Origin of the sequence: Marinobacterium nitratireducens (assembly GCF_014645375.1) — a bacterium.
In the GTDB taxonomy this organism is placed as follows: Bacteria; Pseudomonadota; Gammaproteobacteria; order Pseudomonadales; family Balneatricaceae; genus Marinobacterium_A; species Marinobacterium_A nitratireducens.
This window is the reverse complement of the sequence record NZ_BMLT01000001.1, coordinates 96,759-114,040: the sequence shown is the minus strand read 5'-3', so window position 1 is coordinate 114,040 and position 17,282 is coordinate 96,759. Positions and strand designations below refer to the sequence as shown.

General features: G+C 64.4%; 14 protein-coding genes. 4 read left to right on the top strand and 10 right to left on the bottom strand.

The genetic code is table 11. The annotated features are described in order from the left end of the window. Positions 1–168 precede the first annotated feature (168 nt). Complete coding sequence (locus IEX85_RS00495) at positions 169–5,016, bottom strand: NAD-glutamate dehydrogenase (RefSeq protein WP_188857298.1); 4,848 nt, start codon at positions 5,014–5,016, stop codon at positions 169–171. A gap of 209 nt (positions 5,017–5,225) precedes the next feature. Beyond that, a complete protein-coding gene (locus IEX85_RS00490; RefSeq protein WP_188857296.1) occupies positions 5,226–5,648 on the bottom strand; it encodes a 3D domain-containing protein in 423 nt (140 codons plus the stop codon). A gap of 170 nt (positions 5,649–5,818) precedes the next feature. Between IEX85_RS00490 and IEX85_RS00485 the strand changes: the two genes are divergently transcribed. Then, positions 5,819–6,301, top strand: a complete 483-nt coding sequence (locus tag IEX85_RS00485) for a paraquat-inducible protein A (RefSeq protein WP_188857295.1) — start codon at positions 5,819–5,821, stop codon at positions 6,299–6,301. Positions 6,302–6,355: 54 nt separating this feature from the next. On the opposite strand, the gene IEX85_RS00480 is transcribed toward IEX85_RS00485, so the two are convergent. Beyond that, the gene (locus tag IEX85_RS00480; RefSeq protein WP_188857293.1) at positions 6,356–7,924 is read right to left on the bottom strand and encodes a methyl-accepting chemotaxis protein; all 1,569 of its coding nucleotides are present in this window, start codon (positions 7,922–7,924) and stop codon (positions 6,356–6,358) included. 237 nt (positions 7,925–8,161) lie between these two features. Between IEX85_RS00480 and hrpB the strand changes: the two genes are divergently transcribed. Further along, positions 8,162–10,690 carry an ATP-dependent helicase HrpB gene (hrpB, locus tag IEX85_RS00475; protein WP_188857291.1) on the top strand — a complete coding sequence of 843 codons (2,529 nt, stop codon included), beginning with the start codon at positions 8,162–8,164 and terminating at the stop codon, positions 10,688–10,690. Continuing rightward, positions 10,687–11,169 (top strand): DUF6942 family protein, encoded by a 483-nt coding sequence (locus IEX85_RS00470; RefSeq protein WP_188857290.1) that lies wholly within the window; start codon positions 10,687–10,689, stop codon positions 11,167–11,169. The genes hrpB and IEX85_RS00470 overlap by 4 nt, the downstream gene beginning before the upstream one ends. A gap of 380 nt (positions 11,170–11,549) precedes the next feature. Here the strand turns inward: IEX85_RS00470 and minE are convergent, their stop codons facing one another. From minE to IEX85_RS00450, 4 genes are all read right to left on the bottom strand, one after another. Continuing rightward, positions 11,550–11,822 carry a cell division topological specificity factor MinE gene (minE, locus tag IEX85_RS00465; protein ID WP_188857289.1) on the bottom strand — a complete coding sequence of 91 codons (273 nt, stop codon included), beginning with the start codon at positions 11,820–11,822 and terminating at the stop codon, positions 11,550–11,552. Beyond that, positions 11,822–12,634, bottom strand: coding sequence for a septum site-determining protein MinD (gene minD / locus IEX85_RS00460; RefSeq protein ID WP_188857288.1), 813 nt, complete (start codon positions 12,632–12,634; stop codon positions 11,822–11,824). The genes minE and minD overlap by 1 nt, the downstream gene beginning before the upstream one ends. A gap of 47 nt (positions 12,635–12,681) precedes the next feature. Further along, positions 12,682–13,419: a septum site-determining protein MinC gene (gene minC, locus IEX85_RS00455; protein ID WP_188857287.1), complete on the bottom strand. Its 738-nt coding sequence runs from the start codon at positions 13,417–13,419 to the stop codon at positions 12,682–12,684. A gap of 129 nt (positions 13,420–13,548) precedes the next feature. Then, positions 13,549–13,785, bottom strand: a complete 237-nt coding sequence (locus tag IEX85_RS00450; RefSeq protein ID WP_188857286.1) for a hypothetical protein — start codon at positions 13,783–13,785, stop codon at positions 13,549–13,551. A 77-nt stretch (positions 13,786–13,862) separates the two neighbouring features. Between IEX85_RS00450 and IEX85_RS00445 the strand changes: the two genes are divergently transcribed. Next, positions 13,863–14,810, top strand: a complete 948-nt coding sequence (locus tag IEX85_RS00445; protein WP_188857285.1) for a ChaN family lipoprotein — start codon at positions 13,863–13,865, stop codon at positions 14,808–14,810. Here IEX85_RS00445 and IEX85_RS00440 read toward each other — a convergent pair whose 3' ends face one another. The 3 genes from IEX85_RS00440 to IEX85_RS00430 all read right to left on the bottom strand — a co-directional run bounded on the left by IEX85_RS00440 (position 14,811) and on the right by IEX85_RS00430 (position 17,267). Continuing rightward, positions 14,811–15,113, bottom strand: a complete 303-nt coding sequence (locus IEX85_RS00440) for a peptidylprolyl isomerase (RefSeq protein ID WP_268238059.1) — start codon at positions 15,111–15,113, stop codon at positions 14,811–14,813. Positions 15,114–15,365: 252 nt separating this feature from the next. After that, positions 15,366–15,848, bottom strand: a complete 483-nt coding sequence (locus IEX85_RS00435; protein ID WP_188857282.1) for an FKBP-type peptidyl-prolyl cis-trans isomerase — start codon at positions 15,846–15,848, stop codon at positions 15,366–15,368. A gap of 81 nt (positions 15,849–15,929) precedes the next feature. Then, positions 15,930–17,267, bottom strand: coding sequence for a DEAD/DEAH box helicase (locus IEX85_RS00430; protein WP_188857281.1), 1,338 nt, complete (start codon positions 17,265–17,267; stop codon positions 15,930–15,932). Between the last annotated feature and the right edge of the window lie 15 nt (positions 17,268–17,282).

The following is a 17,282-nucleotide window of genomic DNA, read 5'->3' as shown; positions in this document are numbered from 1 at the left end:
GAAGTGCCGGGCGCAGGCAAGGCGGCTTCGCCGCCCATGATGGGTTACGCCGCCGGCAAACGAAATTGGTATTCCGACAGGCACTGCCGTCGGCGGCTAACCCATCCTGCATCAGTGTTCGCGGCGCAGCGCCGCATCCACAGGCCTCACCGCTCACCACCCCCGAGCTCAGACACTGGCTTGCGCCAGGTCCAGCAGCTCCCGCAGCGCAACGGTAAAGATGGCGCAATCGTTCAGATTGGCGCCGCGCAGTTCCGCAAGCATCTGCTGCCAGCGCTCGAGCATGTCCGCACGCCGGTCGAGCCAGCCACTGACCAGCGCATCGGGCGCCTCGCCGTCCTCCGTCTCGCCGGCTTCGGCCAGCACCTTGACGGTCAGTTCCCGCATCTGGGCATTGAGGTCTTCGCGCAGTCCGTCGCGCGCCATCGACTGCCAGTGGTTGGCGACCTCGATCGCCCGCACCTGCTGGTCGAACCAGTGCAGATCGAGACGCTCGCCGATGTCGAAATAGACCGCCGCGACCCGCTCCAGTGCCTGGCCGGTTTCGGCGGCCGCCTCGATCACCCCGAGCAGCGCGTACAGACTGTCGGCTGAGGCGACGCGCGAGGCCAGCGCCTCGGATACACCGGCCGCCACCAGTTCGTCGCGGCGCTGCTGCCAGACTTCCCGCGGCTGCCCCTGCAGACGGTCGCCGATGCTGTCACCGATCTCGCGCACGCCCGGCTGGTAACGCTCAACTGTCGCCGCGACCTGCAGTTCGGCGCGCTGGCGCAACAGGAACCAGTAGCTTGCCCGACGTACCAGACGGATCAGGTCGAGCATCATGCCCTGCTGCAGCCGCGCGTCAACCTGGTTGTCCAGCGCCTCGATCTGCTTCCAGATCGGCTCGATATCGTAGACTTCACGGGCAATCACGTAGGCGGCGGCGATTGCCGCCTGATCGCGCCCGCTGGCCTGCTGCAGACGCTGCACAAAGGTTATGCCCATGCGGTTGACCATGCCGTTGGCAACCTGGGTCGCAACGATCTCGGCGCGCAGACGGTGCCCCTGAACCTGCTCCGGGAAGCGTTCGACCAGCTGCGGCGGAAAGGCACGTTCCGCTTCCCGCGACATCAGCGGGTCCGATGTGATCCAGGAGTCGGTGAGCTGCTCCTTGAGCTCGGACTTGGCATAGGAGATCAGCACCGAAAGCTCCGGACGCGTCAGCCCCAGGCGCTGGGTCTTGCGTTCCTGCAGCACCTCGTCGCCGGGAATAAACTCCAGGGAGCGGACCAGACGTCCGGCCGATTCGAGCCGGTGGATCAGACGGATGTAGTCATCGAGCGCATAGCACGAATGGCGCTGCGCGATACTGATGGCGAGGGCCTGATCGTAGTTGTTCTTCAGTACCAGGCGGGAAACATCTTCGGTCATGTCCCGCAGCAGGTTGTTGCGCTGCTTCAGAGTCATATCGCCATTGGCGACCACTTCGTTGAGCAGTATCTTGATGTTGACCTCGCGGTCGGAACAGTCGACCCCGCCGGCATTGTCGATAAAGTCGGTATTGGAGGCCCCGCCTCTCAAACCGTACTCGATGCGTCCAAGCTGCGTGAATCCGAGATTGCCGCCCTCCCCGAGCACCCGGCAGCGCAGCTCGTGGCCGTCGATCCTCAGGCCATCGTTGGCCTTGTCGCCAACGTCGGCGTGGGTCTCGTTCGCCGCCTTGACGTAGGTGCCGATGCCGCCGTTCCAGATCAGGTCGACCTGAGCCTTGAGCAGTGCCGAGATCAGGTCGTTCGGCGCCAGCCTGTCCTCGTCGATATCGAAACGCTGTTTCATCTGCGGGCTTATCGGTATCCACTTGGCGCTGCGGGCGAAGACGCCTCCGCCCTCGGAAATGAGCTCGGCGTTGTAATCGGTCCAGCTCGAGCGTGGCAGTTCGAACAGGCGCTGACGCTCGGCAAAGCTGCTGGCCGCATCCGGCTGCGGGTCGATGAAGATGTGCAGGTGGTTGAACGCCGCCACCAGGCGGATATGCTGCGACATCAGCATGCCGTTTCCAAACACGTCGCCGGCCATGTCGCCAATGGCAACGACGGTGAAGTCCTGCGACTGGGTATCGAGCCCGAGCTCGCGAAAGTGCAGCTTGACCGACTCCCAGGCACCGCGGGCGGTGATCCCCATCTTCTTGTGGTCGTACCCCTGGCTGCCGCCGGAGGCGAAGGCATCCCCCAGCCAGAAGCCGAACTCCTCGGCGATGCCGTTGGCGATATCCGAGAAGGTCGCGGTGCCCTTGTCGGCGGCGACCACCAGATAGGGGTCGTCGCCATCGTGCCGCACCAGGTCCGGCGGCGGCTGCAGCTCCCCCGCCACCAGATTGTCGGTCACGTCCAGCAGCGCGCGGATAAAGGTACGGTAGCTGGCAATGCCCTCGGCCTGGATCTCGTCGCGGCTGCCGCCGGCCGGCAGTTGCTTGGCGACGAAGCCGCCCTTGGCCCCTACCGGCACTATCACGGCGTTCTTGACCTGCTGCGCCTTCACCAGCCCCAGCACTTCGGTGCGGTAGTCCTCGCGCCGGTCGGACCAGCGCAGCCCGCCGCGGGCAACCCGGCCACCGCGCAGATGCACGCCCTCGACCCGCGCCGAATAGACGAACACCTCGAACATCGGCCTTGGCAGCGGAATATCGCCGATGGCGTGCGGATCGAGCTTGAAGGCGAAGTAGTCCTTGAGCTCGCCGTCGTCGCCACGCTGGTAGTAGTTGGTGCGCAGCGTCGCCCGGATCAGCTCGAGAAAGCGACGCAGTATCTTGTCGTCATTGAGGTTGTCGACCTTGTCGAGACCGTCGATGATGCTGCCGGCGATACGCTCGGTGAGCGCCTGGATCTTCTTGCTGCTCTGCCTCCCCGGTTCGAAGCGGGCGCGGAACAGCGCCACCAGCAGCCGCGTAATGTGCAGATGGCGCGCCAGCGTATCGGCGATGTAGGGCTGACTGAAACCGAAACGGATCTGCTGATTGTAGCGGGCGTAGGCCCGCAGCATGGCCACCTCGCGCCAGGTCAGATTGGCGCCGATCACCAGGCGGTTGAACTCGTCGCTCTCGGCGCGGCCGTTCCAGATACTGGAGAACGCCTCCTGGAAGTTCTGCCGCACGTCCTCGAGTTCGACCGGCTCCTCGCTGTCATACTGCAGCGTGAAGTCGTGAATCCAGAACCTTGAGCCGTCACGGCGCTTGATCTTGTACGGATGTTCGCCGACCACCCGCATGCCGAGTTTCTCGAGCACCGGAATGACGTCCGAGAGCACCAGCGGCTGCTGCGGATGGAACAGCTTGAAGCGCAGCACCTCGCGGGTTTGTTCGAGCACGCGATAGAAGCTCAGGTTCAGCGCCTGTCCGCCATCGAGCTGTTCGATACGCTGAATATCGTAAACCGCCGCGTTAGGGCGGAAGTTCTCGCGATAGGCGGACGGGAAGGCGTGCCGATAGCTATTGGCCAGCGCATTGCCCTGCTCCTCGCCGCTGCTCTCGATCAGCGCTTCGTGCAGTTCCTCGCTCCAGGCCCGGGAGATATCGACGACCTCGGCCTCGATGGCATGGGGATCGATACCCTCGACCCGGCCCGGATCGACCTGGAGCACAAAGTGCACCCGCGCCAGCAGCGACTCGCTGAAGCGGGTGGTGAACTCGCAGTCGAGCGCCCCGAAATGATCGATCAGCAACTGCTGTACCTGCAGCCGCAACGCCGTGGTGTAGAGATCGCGGGGAACGAAGTAGAGGCAGGTGAAGAACTTGCTGCAGGCATCGCGGCGAATCAGCAGCTTGATCTTGCGACGCTCCTGCAAGGTGAAGATTCCCATCACCATCTCGAACAGCTCGTCGTCGCTGGCAAGGAACAGCTCGTCACGGGGCAGGTCCGTGAGGATCTGCATCAAGGCCTTGCCGCTGTGGCCGCGGCGATCGAACCCGGCGCTCTGCAGCAAACGCGTGGCACGCTGGCGCAGAATCGGAATCTGGCCAGGCGGCTCGAAATAGACCGGCGAGGTCCAGAGCCCGAAGAAGCGGTATTCACCGCTGACGCGCCCGTCGTCACCGTAACGCTTGATCACCACCACATCCTGATGGGCAGGCCGGTGCACCCGCGCCCGGCTCGCGTCCTTGGCGAACATCAGCGGCTCCGGGCAGACCATGAAGTCATATTCTTCGCTGCGCAGGTCTTCGAAAACGCGCGTGGCGCCGGCCTGCACTCTCAGCTTCAGGGTACCGAGTTCGCTGGCATCGACCCGACTGACCTGAAAACCGTCGCCCTCGCCTTCGAACCGAAGCTCGTCGAAGCCGAGAAAGGTGAAGCGGTCGCTGAGCATCCAGTCGCAGAATTCGCGGGCCTCGGCGATTCGCTCGGGATCGACCGAATCCGGCGCCCCACCCAGCTCGACACAGGCCTGGCTCAGGCGCTTGCGCATGGCATCAAAATCCGCCACCGAGGCCCGCACCTCGCCCAGCACCTCGAGCAGGTGCGCCCGCAGCTGCTTGACCTCGTCCGCGGCGGAGTGACGGTCGACCTCGAAGTACATCAGCGCTTCGGCACTGCCGCGCTCATCCTTGCGCTCGACCAGCTCCTCGAAGTTGCCGTCCTCATCGCGCACGACACCGAGCACACTGCTGTGGACCACGTGAATGGCCATCTCCCGGCGGTTGAGCTCCATACGGACGGAGTCGACGAGAAACGGCATATCCGGATGCAGGATGAGGATCACGGTGTGATTGCAGTGCCAGCCGTGCTGCTCCAGATCAGGGTTGAATACCCTGACCCGCGGCGTGCAGCCTTCGCTTTCGTTGAGAAACTCCCAGCACGACAGCGTCGCACCGTAGAGATTGTCGATCCTGCGCTCACCAAGTTCCTGCAGTGGCGACACGCGGTAATAACGCGCGCTGAAATCCTCCACTCTGGCGGCCACCTCTGGCGCCAGCCGACTCTGGTAGAGCTCATCCAGCTGCTGCAGAATCTTGTGCTTGTTCTCGCCCCGTTGCTCCGACATCGATTCCTTTAACCCCGCCTAGCTTTCTTGCCTTGTCGATATTGAAAAGGCTCCGGACAGGACGCGTGCACAGGCCCGGAACCCGGCGCATGCGATACATGCGACGCTATAAACTCTAGGCGCTTAAGGCGGAAATTACTTGTCAAAGACCGGGAAATCTTTGCCAAAAGATACGCGCGCCCTTGATCAGGCGCGCATCAGGAGGGAATTCAGGAGTTTTCGCTGTTGAAGCGGATCACCACAGGACGGCGGCCCCACTCGAGGGCGGCATCGCGATCGACGCCCATGTAGATATCGATTTTCTTGCGCCAGCGGCTGCCCATTTTATCGAGCACCTTGTAGCGCCCGGGCAAGCCCTCGATGGTCACTTCGGCTCCGGGTTCGAGGCCCATCGCCAGCAGATCGCGCGATACCGCAATCGCCTTCATGCCGGGTTTGAGGCGATGCCCCCAGGCACCTATGCTGGGATTGCCGACGGTTTGTCCTGGCAGCGAATTGTATGCCGTCGCCGTGACCTTGAGCTTGACCACCTCGTCGGTTCGCTCGGTCGCCAGGGCTGCGCCGGAGAGACTGAAGCACAACAGTGACACCAGCACCGGCGTGCTCGCCAAAGCAGGGCGCAGCTTTTTCATATATCGAAACAAAGACATAAGCAACACGGATTTTGGCACGGAACTTGTAGTCTGCCACAAAACCCAGCACAGCGGAACCCCTGCCGCTAGTCGAGATTTCGGGTCGGCGCCCCGAGCCTCCGAAATCCGTTATCATGCAACCTTGTTTCGCCTACGCATCCAGATCGCCAATGACTGCCAACAACCTGACACCCGCCGTCGCCTGGCGCCTGCGGGCGCTGCTCGCCGTCGCCGCCGGCCTGCTTATCGCCGGCTTCTTCGCGCCGATGTTCACCCTCGAACAGTTTGTCTTCATCCATAACCGCTTCTCGCTGCTTTCCGGTGTCTGGCAACTGGCCCGGGACGGAGAGTTCGCTCTGTTCCTACTGATTGTCTGCTTCAGCGTACTGCTGCCCGTACTCAAGCTGCTGGTGCTGCTGCGACTGACCGGCGCGGCGATACGACACGACAGCCGGCTGCCCCGCTATCTGCGCCTGATGCATAGCTACGGCCGCTGGTCGATGCTCGATGTGTTTGTCGTGGCGGTGATGGTGGTGGCGGTGAAACTGCGCGCCGTCGCCGAAGTGCAGGTCCACTGGGGGCTCTACGCCTTCGCTGCTGCGGTGCTGCTGACCCTCTATATCACCTCGAGGATCAGCAGGCTGACGACCTAACTCGCTGCGCGGGCGATCAACCAGCCTGACGGACCGGATCGCCCACGAAGTCCCCTACCTCGAAAACGCCTTCACGGCCGATCGCAGCTCGGTGACCAGCTGTTCGATATCGCCCGTGGCGCGATCGGTGACGTCCGAGGCGTTAACGTTGGACTCGGCGATCTCGCGAATCTTTAGGATGTTCTGACTGATTTCGTCAGCCACCGCGCTCTGCTCCTCCGAGGCACTGGCGACCTGGATGCAGCGATCGGACACTTCCGACAGCGCTTCCACGACGCGCTCGAACGCCTGCCCCGCATTCTGCGCCCGCTCGATGCCATTCTCGGCCTGGGTGCGGCTGCGCTGCATGGTTTCGGCGGTACCGGTGACGTGGTGCTGAATGGTTTCGATCGTGCGACGAATCTGTCCGGTGGAGTCCTGGGTACGCTTGGCCAGGGTGCGCACCTCGTCCGCCACCACGGCGAAGCCGCGCCCCTGCTCGCCCGCGCGCGCCGCCTCGATGGCCGCATTGAGCGCCAGCAGGTTGGTCTGTTCGGCGATATCGCTGATGATCACGACGATGTCGCCGATCGCTTCCGCATGCTCCTTGAGCCGACTGGACGATTCCGACGCCACCACCACTTCATCCACCAGACTGCGGATCGCCGCGACCATATCGTTGACCATCTCGCGGCCGCGCACCGCCTCGTCGGACGCCTGACGCGACGCGTCCGACGTCTGCGCCGTATTGTTGGCAATGTCGTGCGCCGTCGCCGACATTTCCGTCGCCGCCGATGCCAGCAGGTCGGTTTCTGAATTCTGACGGGATACGCCCTCGTGGGTGGTGCTGAGGGCCTGGCGGGTTTTCGTCACCGCATTGCCAAGGGTGGTGATACTGTCTTCGACACGGCCGAGCAGCGTTCGCAACCTGGCGTTCATCATGCGAACTGCAAGATCGACACTACCGCACTCGTCCATGCGCGGCGCCATTACCAGCTGCGCCAGCGGGTTGTCATAGACATCCGTGGTCAGCCCCCGAACCGCAGACAACGGACGGCACAGCCAGTACCCCGCCGATATGGCAGCGACCGTCAACGCCGCCAGCAGCCCGTACTGCAGCCAGCCTTGGGGTAATGCCAGCAACAGCGCCCAGGTTGCCGCCATGACCACGCCGATCAGACCGACCACCGGCAACGCAAGGCGCGCAGGCTGCCCCGGCACCCGAGCCTTGCCGGCGCGCAGCTGGGCGTAGATCTTTTCCGCGCGTTCGATCTGAGCCTCGGACGGACGGGTGCGCACGGACTGATAACCGGTCTTGGCGCCCTGCTCGTCGTAGAGCGGCATCACATATGCCTGCACCCAGTAGTGGTCGCCGTTCTTGCAGCGGTTCTTGACCATCCCCATCCAGGGGCGGTCAGACTTCAGGTGATTCCAGAGATCGGCGAACGCCTCCTTCGGCATATCGGGATGTCGCACGATATTGTGGTGCTGCCCCCGAAGCTCCTCGGCGGTAAAGCCGGATACATCGATGAAGGCCTGGTTGGCATAGACGATTCGACCGCTGAGATCGGTGGTGGAAATCAGCCGCTGATCCGCACCATAGCGGCATTCGACGCCGGTCACCTGTCTGTTCGCTTGATTCACACTACTGCTTCCGTTTGACACGCCAAAGGGGGCACCCCCAAGACAAGCCGTACCCGCCGTTGCGATACAGCCGCTGCGGCCTCCCGGAATCAGGCCCGGGAAGGCCTCTTTACTCTTTCGCTGTGTAGCGGCATCGGCCGCCAAACCTTTAGCCCTATTTGTATCAGGGTTTTTGCAGGCGCTAAAAGCGCGGCGGCAACTGTTACAATATCGACCCCGAATTCGAACGAGGCCGCAATGTTACCCCTGCCTATCGATGAGATTCTGCCCGAGCTTCGCCGTGCGCTGCGCACCTGCACCGAAGCCGTGCTCGAAGCCCCGCCGGGCGCCGGCAAGACCACGCGGGTACCGCTGGCACTGCTGGACGAGCCCTGGCTCGGGGGACAGAAGATCCTGATGCTGGAGCCCAGGCGACTGGCCGCACGGGCCGCCGCCGAGCGCCTGGCGGCAAGCCTGGGCGAGCCGGTCGGGCAGACGGTCGGCTACCGGATTCGTTTCGACAGCCGCGTCGGTCCCGACACCCGCATCGAAGTCGTCACCGAAGGTATCCTGACGAGGCTTTTGCAATCGGACCCGTCTCTCGAAGGTACGGGCCTTCTGATTTTCGACGAATTCCACGAACGCAGTCTCGACGCCGACCTTGGGCTTGCGCTGGCGCTGCAGGGCCGGGAGCTGCTGCGCGAGGATCCGCCGCTGCGTTTGCTGCTGATGTCCGCGACCCTCGACGGCGAGGCCAGCGCCCGCCTGCTGGGCGGCGCGCCGATTGTGCGCAGCGAAGGCCGTTCCTATCCGGTAGAGGTGCGCTACGGCGCCGCGGCGCAAAGCCACGAGCGTATCGAGCCGCGGGCCGTCGCAACGATACTCGACGCACTGGCCAGCGACACCGGCAGTGTACTGGTGTTCCTGCCGGGACAGCGGGAAATCCGCCGTACCGAGCGCCTGCTGCGCGAACGCCTCGGCGAGCGCCGGGACATTCTGCTGGCGCCACTCTATGGCGACCTGGGGCTCGAGGCCCAGCGCCAGGCCATCGCACCAGCGCCGGCAGGCGTGCGCAAGGTGGTCCTGGCAACGGCGATCGCCGAAACCAGTCTCACCATCCAGGGAGTGCGGGTGGTAATCGACTGCGGTCTTAGCCGCGAGGCGATTTTCGACCCGGCCACCGGCATGACGCGGCTGCAGACCCGACGCCTGTCACGCGATGCCAGCGTCCAGCGCGCCGGACGCGCCGGACGGCTCGAGCCCGGTATCTGCTATCGCCTCTGGTCCGAGTCGCAGCAGCAGGCACTGAGCCCGCGCCGCAGCGCCGAAATCCTGCAGGCGGACCTGGCGCCGCTGGCGCTGCAACTGGTCGCCTGGGGCGTCAGCGACCCCGGCGAATTGCGCTGGCTCGATCCGCCCGCGCCCGGCCGCTATGCCCAGGCGCTGGACCTGCTGACGCAACTCGGGGCCGTGACCGCCGCCGGCGACAACCGGTCACTGACCCGGCACGGCGAGCGAATGGCCCGGTTGCCAGCCCACCCGCGCATAGCGCATCTGCTGCTGGAAGGGCGCCGGCTGGGCGTTCAGGCGCTGGCCTGCGAAATCGCAGCACTGCTGTCCGATCGCGACCCGCTGCGCCAAAACGACGCCGATATCGGCCATCGCCTGGCCTGGATTGGCGGCGAAGTCCGGCCAGGATCGGCCGAGCGCGGCCAGTGGCAGCGGCTGCGTCAGCAGCGAGATCAGTTCAGGCGCCTGTGTGAGCGCCTCGACAGCCCCGAGAAAACGGCCGAGCCGCTATCGCGGGACGACGCCATCGCCACGCTCATCGCCACCGCCTACCCCGACCGCATCGCCACGCGGCGCCAGCCACAGGGACTGGATTTCCGCCTCGCCAACGGCCGCGCCGCCCGACTGGATGCCGACGACCCGTTGCGCAACAGCCCCTGGCTCGCGCTGGCCCAGGTCTCCGGACGCAGCGGCGAAGCGGTGGACCGCATCCGCCTGGCGGCACCGCTGGATCCGGCGCTGTTTCAGGGCCCCCTTAGGGCAATGCTGTCACGCGAGGAGCGGGTCGAATGGAGCGACAGCGAAAACCGCCTCGTCTGCGAACGCCAACTGCGCACCGGACAGCTGATCGTCAGACGCGAACCGCTCCCGGAGCCGGCGGCCGACACCCGCAACGCCGCACTGTGCGCACTGATCCGCAAACAGGGCCTGGGGCTTCTGCCCTGGACGGACGAGCTGCACCGCTGGCGCCGGCGAGTCGCCTTTCTGCGCCACCACGACACCCAGGCGGAGCCCGCCTGGCCCGATTTATCCGACGACGCGCTGCTCGGCGACCTGGAACAGTGGCTCGCGCCCTGGCTCGACAATGTCAGCCACCGCAATCACTTCGCCAGGCTTGACCTTGGCGCCATTCTGGAGGGCTTGCTGCCCTGGCCCCTGCCGCGCCTGCTCGATGAACGGGCGCCGACCCATTTCCGGCTGCCCTCGGGACACCGCGCCCGCATCGACTACGCTGAAGATCCGCCGGTGCTGGCGGTCAAGCTGCAGGAGCTGTTCGGCTGCACCGAAACGCCCAAAGTCGGCACGGTGGCGCTCAAGCTGCACTTGCTGTCCCCGGCACAGCGGCCTCTGCAGGTCACCCAGGATCTGGTCAGCTTCTGGAACAACAGCTACCGCGAGGTGCAGAAAGATATGAAAGGACGTTACCCCAAGCACCACTGGCCCGATGATCCGATGACGGCCACGCCGGGCAGCGGCGTCAAACGGCGCAGCCGATGAGCACCTTCGCCGTCGGCGCCAGCCGCCTTGGTCCCGCCCGGGCGCCGCTGGTGCTGTACCTGCCCAACCCGCCAGTCTGCCCGGCGCACGCCGGCCACACCGACGTGGCCGCCCTGGTCGCCGCCAACGGCAATCACTGGCGCAAGATACTGACGATTCTGGCGAAGCTTGCTGCGAAGGAGGGGGAAGATTGGCGCCACTATCGCGACGCGTCACTGCTGACCCGAACCGAGGCGATCAGCTTTGCCGACAGCCCGGATCCTGCGGCGAGGCGGCACCTGGTCGCCGGCAAGGCCAGCTGGCAACGGCTGGGCTTCGATTATCGGGACTTCGCCCCGCTCGACGAAAGCGGCACGCTCTTCGCCCGGGACGATGTCCTGCTGACGCCCTACCCCGACTACCGGCAGTTTCCGAACCGCAGCATAGAACGGGTGCGGGAATGGCTGCAGCATGCACGGCAGGACGTCGCGCCCGGTTGAGACAGGCATCAGCCGCAGGAGCCCGCTTTGCGGGCGAACCCGCAGGACTGCAAAGCGAATCGCCAGCGAAGTGGGCGATCTCTGGCAATCGTTGCGCAGGCATCGGGGGGGGGATTCGCTCGCGCAGCGAGCGCCTACAAAAAGCGCAGGCGACACCTGTAGAAGCCCACTCCGTGGGCGATCTCTGCCGATAGTTTCGCGGCCACCGGGGTGGTTCGCTCGCGAAGCGAGCGCCTACGAAAAGCGACTTTACCACCTGTAGGAGCGGCGCCCCCGCCGCGAATTTCGCAGAACCGGCGCCCCGCCCCGCCACGCATTCCGTAGGAGCGGCGCCCCGCCGCGAATTTCGTAGGAGCGGCGCCCCGCCGCGAAAGGAGTCGTCAGTTGGCCTCGGCCGGCTCGCGCTCCGGCAGCGTGACGTTCAGCTCGAGCACCGAACAGCTGTCGTTGTTTTCGAGCTGAATACTGATGTCGTCCTGGTCGATCTGAATATACTTGCGAATCACCGCCAGGATTTCTTCCTGCATCTGCGGCAGGTAGTCCGGCTGCTGCCGGCGACCTCGCTCATGGGCGACGATGACCTGCAACCGCTCCTTGGCAACCGCCGCAGACGAAGGCTTCGACTTGCTGCGGAAGTAACTAAAAATACCCACTACTTACCTCCCAGCAGTCGCTTGAGGAAGCTCTTCTTCTGCACTTCGAGAAAACGGTGGTCCACCTGATCGCCCAGCAGACGGGCGACGGCATCGGCGTAGGCCTGACCGGCTTCGGCACCTTCATCGAGAATCACCGGCATGCCCTGGTTGGACGCCTTCAGCACGGCTTCCGACTCCGGGATCACACCCAGCAGCGGAATCGCCAGGATTTCCTCGACATCCTGCACGCTGAGCATTTCGCCGCCCTGAACCCGGGAGGGGTTGTAGCGGGTCAGCAGCAGATGCTCCTCGACCGGATCCTCACCGGATTCGGCGCGGCGCGTCTTGCTCTGCAAAATGCCGAGAATACGGTCGGAGTCGCGCACGGACGAGACTTCGGGGTTGGTGACGACGACGGCGATATCGGCATAGTACAGCGCCATCTGGGCGCCCTTCTCGATGCCGGCCGGCGAATCGCAGACGATGTAGTCGAAATCGCGGGACAGCTCGTTGAGGACCGCCTGCACGCCTTCTTCGGTCAGCGCGTCCTTGTCCCGGGTCTGGGACGCCGGCAGGATAAACAGATTCGGCGTGCGCTTGTCCTTGATCAGCGCCTGATTGAGCGTGGCTTCCTTGTTGATCACGTTGACGAAATCGTACACCACGCGGCGCTCGCAGCCCATGATCAGGTCGAGGTTGCGCAGGCCCACATCGAAATCGATAAGCGCAGTCTTGAAGCCCTTGAGCGCCAGACCGGTACCGATAGCGGCACTGCTCGTTGTCTTGCCGACCCCACCCTTACCGGAGGTCACTACTATGATCTTGGCCAACATCGTCTCCTTCGGAATCACCGCCTCGCCCAAGTCGCGAGTATCAATCAAAGCGGCTTAACAAACAAGGTGTCGTCTTTAAGATACAGCTGCGCCGGCGCCTTCCAGACGGTTTCGCGCAGCGCGTCGCTGAGCTTGAAATTACCGGCGACCGACACCAGCTCGGCCTCCAGGCTCTGGCAGAAGATACGCGCGTTTTCGTCACCCCGCACGCCGGCAAGGGCCCGGCCCCGGAGCGCGCCGTAAACATGAATATGGCCGTCGGCCAGTATCTCGGCGCCTTCGCTCACGGCCGCCAGCACGATCAGATCCGCGCCTTCGGCGTATACCTGCTGCCCCGAGCGCACCGGTTTCGTCACCACCTTGCTCGGACGCTGGACCAGCTTCTCCTCCACCACGGTCCTGACCACCACTTCGGGCTCGGCGGCAGGTTCGGCAGGCGCCTTGACCTCCGGCATCGCCGCCCGCCCGCCATTACCGGCCGGCAGCAACGCCAGTCCGCGCGATTCCAGCTCCGCCGCCAGCTCACCGGCAGCCCCCTTGATCGCCATCGGTCTGAGACCGAACTCCCGGCAGAGGGCGAAAAGCGCGTCGAAATCGATCGACTCCGCGTCCGACTCGAGCTTCTCCAGGCTCATCACCACCGGCGTCTGCTGAAAAAACATCGGCGCCTGGCGAACCTTGTCGGCAAGTTGTGCCGCGAATTCATCACGACTAAAGCGGTACAGCTCCAGCACTATGGCGGTGACCACAGTTCCCTTGAGCTGGAAGCAGAGTTCGTTCATCCAACTGATCCTTCGTTCCGCGTCGCCCTGGCGACAGAAAAGTGCGATATTCTACTGAATTTCATGGGGTTTCCGATAGCGATGCGGGCAGATCGCTAAGCCTCGGCAGGTTTTGGCGAAGGCAGGCGGTCAAAGACCGTGCCGGTGGATGAAATCGTTGAGACTAGCGTAGTCCCAGGGCTCGCCGCCCGGCTGCAGATGGTCGTGCTCGTTGAGCTTGTCCACCATCACCTTCAGGTTGTCGCCCTTCTTGCGCAGCCCGCGCACGAACTGCAGGGCTTCTTCGGTTTTCGCCGCCAGCGCCGGGTCCTCGGTCGCGCCATCCTCGCCCTTTCGCTTCACTACCACCTTGATCGACTTGCTCATGCCCCTGTCCTTGTTTTGTCCGTCGGGAGGATTCATCATGGCGCGCAACGGACCCGATACGCAACAGGAGACACGAAATGCCCGTCTTCCGCTCCGTCCTGCGCCCACTGCTGGCGCGGACCACCGCCGTTTCGCTGCTGGGGCTGTGCCTGGCGTCACCTCCGGCTAGTGCGCAGGATGCGCCGGCGCAACGGCGCCCGGGCGAAATTCTCGACCTGCAACGCGGCGAAACGCTCTCGCCCAACGACCTGTATGAACGACTCCAGCGCCAGCAGCTGATTCTGATCGGCGAACAGCACGACAACCCAGAACACCACGCCGTCGAGTCGCTGCTGCTCGAAGCACTGGTCACGCCCGGCTCCCACGCCGTGCTGGAAATGCTGACACCAAACCTGCCGCTGGCCGATCTTGGCGTGACGACCTCCAAAGACGAACTCGAAGCGGCGCTGCGGGACGGCACCAGGGGCTGGAACTGGGACAGCTACGGCCATATCTACTATCAGATACTGCAACAGGGCGGCAAGCTGGTCAGCGGCAATCTGAGCGGCGAGGAAATCCAGGCCATCTACCGCGGCGAGGATGACAATCTGCCCCAGGGCGAACTCGACAGCCGCGCCGCCATCGACGATGAGGTCCGACGCCGCACCGCCGAAGTCATCGGCGAGCAGCACTGCAATGACATTCCGGCCGAACGGCTTGAACGCATGGTGGAAATTCAGCTGGCCCGGGACGCGCGGATGGCGAACCGTCTCGAGTCCTACCGGGGCCCGAAACAGGCGGTACTGCTCAGCGGCAGCTATCATGCGCGCAAGGATACCGGCGTGCCGATGCATCTGAAGGATGGCGCCAGCGCGGTGCTGTTGCTGGTGCCGGTTGAAAACGACGGCAAGGTGGCCGGCGCTCAGGAAGTGCTGTCGCCCGCCGTTGCAGACTACATCTGGTTCACGTCGGCGACCGAGGCGAAGGATTACTGCAGCGAGCGCGCGGCCGCCAGCTCGGCGAAGGCGACCGCAACAACGGAGTGATCAGTCCTGACGCTCGGTCACTTCCAGCAGATGGTAGCCGAACTGAGTCTTGACCGGTCCCTGCACCTGATTGAGCGGCGCGCTGAACACCACCTGATCGAACTCCGGCACCATCTGGCCGCGGCCGAAACTACCGAGCTCGCCGCCGCGGGCGCCGGAGGGACACTGGGAAAACTGCTTCGCCAGGGTCGCGAAGTCCTCGCCACCTTCGATCCGGCTCTTCAGCTGCTGGCACTCGCTTTCGCTCGGTACCAGGATATGACGTGCGCTTGCTGTTGCCATGCTCTCTTTCCTCTTCGTTATAGGTTTGCGCTGGGCTTACCAGCTTGATTGATCGATTTTGCGCTGGCAAGGGTTGCGGGGGTCGGCGAAGGCCACAACCCGACAGACCCCGTGCCCGCCGAAACCAATCGATCTGTACAGCGATCGATATGGCGGGTTACGCGATGCCCGACCTCCGTGGCATTCGTTTATTCAGATACGGAGGCATCGCTAAACCCACCCTCCGGTTCGGAGTTCCGACCGTACTGCAAGGTAACCGTTACCGCACCGCGGTCAGTGATGATGACCGCCGACGCCGTGGGCGTGGCCGTGGTCCAGCTCCTCGGCGCTGGCGTCCCGCACCTCGAGTACCTCGACGTCGAAGGTCACGGTCTTGCCGGCCAGCGGATGGTTGGTATCGATGGTGACCATGAATTTGCCGACCTTGACCACCTGGACCTGGCGCGCGCCCTGCTCGGTCTGCACCTGGGCCACCATGCCGGGGCGCCATTTCTTCGCGCCCTGCAGATGCTTGACCGGAACTCGCTGCTCGCTGCCCTCGACGCGCTTGCCGTAGGCGTCTTCCGGCGCCAGCGTGACGCTGAAGGTATCGCCGGCACTGCGGCCTTCCATCGCTTTCTCGAGACCCGCGAGCATGTTCTGATGGCCGTGCAGATAGGCCATCGGCTCACCCCTGCGGCTGTTCTCGATTTCCTTGCCATCGGCGTCGCGCAGGCTGTAGTGGAACTGCACGACCTTGTTCTTGGTGATCTGCATGAAACTGTCTCTGGGTAAAAGCCGCTGAGTATCCGATAATGCCCGCCGGGCGGCAAGCGACGGAGCCTCTGAACAGGCTCCCTAGTCCTCGGCCGCGGGCTTGCGCTTTTTCATCGGCGCCAGACCGTCGCTGGACACCACCGTACTGGGCGCCCGGCGCCGGCGAGCCGGCGCGGCGGTGTCCCTGGCCCTGGCGGCATTGGCGTTGGGCGCCGGGCGCTTCTTCACCGGCCGCGGACCGCGCGGTGCGTCGACCGGTTTGGGCCTGAGCCCCTTGAACCGGGCCTCGAGTCCGTCGAGAACGTCGAACTCGATCGAGTGCGCAAGCAGCTTTCTGATCCGCGTCAGGCTGTCCCAGTCCTTGGGTCCGACCAGCGACACGGCATCGCCTTTGGCGCCGGCACGACCCGTACGTCCGATACGGTGTACGTATTCTTCACTGTGCTTGGGCAGGTCGAAGTTGATCACCAGCGAGACGTTGAGCAGATCCAGACCGCGCGACGCCACATCGGTGGTCACCAGCACCTGCTGCTGCCCGCGGCTGAAGCCATCCATGATACGGTTGCGCTCGGCCTGGGAACGCTCGCCGCTGAGCGCCACGGTTTTCAGGCCGCGCTGCGACAGCCAGTCCGCCAGCCGGTCGGTGTCTCCCCGGGTGGCGGTGAAGACGATCGCCTGCTGGTAGCGCTCGACGGACAACAGCCGTTCGAGCTGCGCCTGCTTGTGATCGAGGTTGTCGCTGAGGAGGAAACGCTGGCGGATATCCTCGTGGGGCCGGGTCACGGCATCCACCGCGATACGCTTGGGGTCCTTGAGCAGGTCCGCCGCCAGCGCTTCGGTCTCGGCATGGTCCAGCGTCGCCGAAAACATCAGCGTCTGGCGCAGGCGGTGACTGGCGGCGGCGTTGATCTGCCGCAACTGCTCGGCAAAACCGAGGTCGAGCATGCGGTCGGCCTCATCGAGCACCAGCATTTCGAGCCCGTCGAGCCCCAGGCTGCGCCCTTCCAGATGGTTGGCCAGACGGCCCGGCGTGGCGACAACGAAATGGGGATCGCGCCGCAGCAGCTTTTCCTGATCGTTGAAGTTCTCGCCACCCAGCACCAGCGCGCACTTGAAAGAGGTTCCGGCAAGCAAGGCCCGAAGCTGGCCGTATACCTGCCCGGCCAGCTCACGCGTCGGCACCAGCACCAGCACCCGCGGGTCGCGCTTGCTCAGCGCCTTCTGTCGCATCACCCGCTGCAGCGCCGGCAGCAGGAACGCCAGCGTCTTGCCGGAGCCGGTCTTGGACGAGGCGATCAGATCGCGCCCCGCGATCGCAAACGGAATCGCCTGGCGCTGAATCTCGGTGGGCTCGACGAAATTGAGCCGTTCGAGCAGCTTCAGCAGCCGCGTATCGAGCGACAGATCGGAAAAATGCAAATTGAGACTCCCATC

Excerpts from the sequence above, each read along its gene's own strand:
- IEX85_RS00445 (WP_188857285.1), top strand. The coding sequence starts at position 13,863 with ATGCCCGTCTTCCGCTCCGTCCTGCGCCCACTGCTGGCGCGGACCACC.
- IEX85_RS00490 (WP_188857296.1), bottom strand. The coding sequence starts at position 5,648 with ATGAAAAAGCTGCGCCCTGCTTTGGCGAGCACGCCGGTGCTGGTGTCA.
- IEX85_RS00470 (WP_188857290.1), top strand. The coding sequence starts at position 10,687 with ATGAGCACCTTCGCCGTCGGCGCCAGCCGCCTTGGTCCCGCCCGGGCG.
- hrpB (WP_188857291.1), top strand. The coding sequence starts at position 8,162 with ATGTTACCCCTGCCTATCGATGAGATTCTGCCCGAGCTTCGCCGTGCG.
- IEX85_RS00450 (WP_188857286.1), bottom strand. The coding sequence starts at position 13,785 with ATGAGCAAGTCGATCAAGGTGGTAGTGAAGCGAAAGGGCGAGGATGGC.
- minC (WP_188857287.1), bottom strand. The coding sequence starts at position 13,419 with ATGAACGAACTCTGCTTCCAGCTCAAGGGAACTGTGGTCACCGCCATA.
- IEX85_RS00495 (WP_188857298.1), bottom strand. The coding sequence starts at position 5,016 with ATGTCGGAGCAACGGGGCGAGAACAAGCACAAGATTCTGCAGCAGCTG.
- IEX85_RS00435 (WP_188857282.1), bottom strand. The coding sequence starts at position 15,848 with ATGCAGATCACCAAGAACAAGGTCGTGCAGTTCCACTACAGCCTGCGC.
- IEX85_RS00485 (WP_188857295.1), top strand. The coding sequence starts at position 5,819 with ATGACTGCCAACAACCTGACACCCGCCGTCGCCTGGCGCCTGCGGGCG.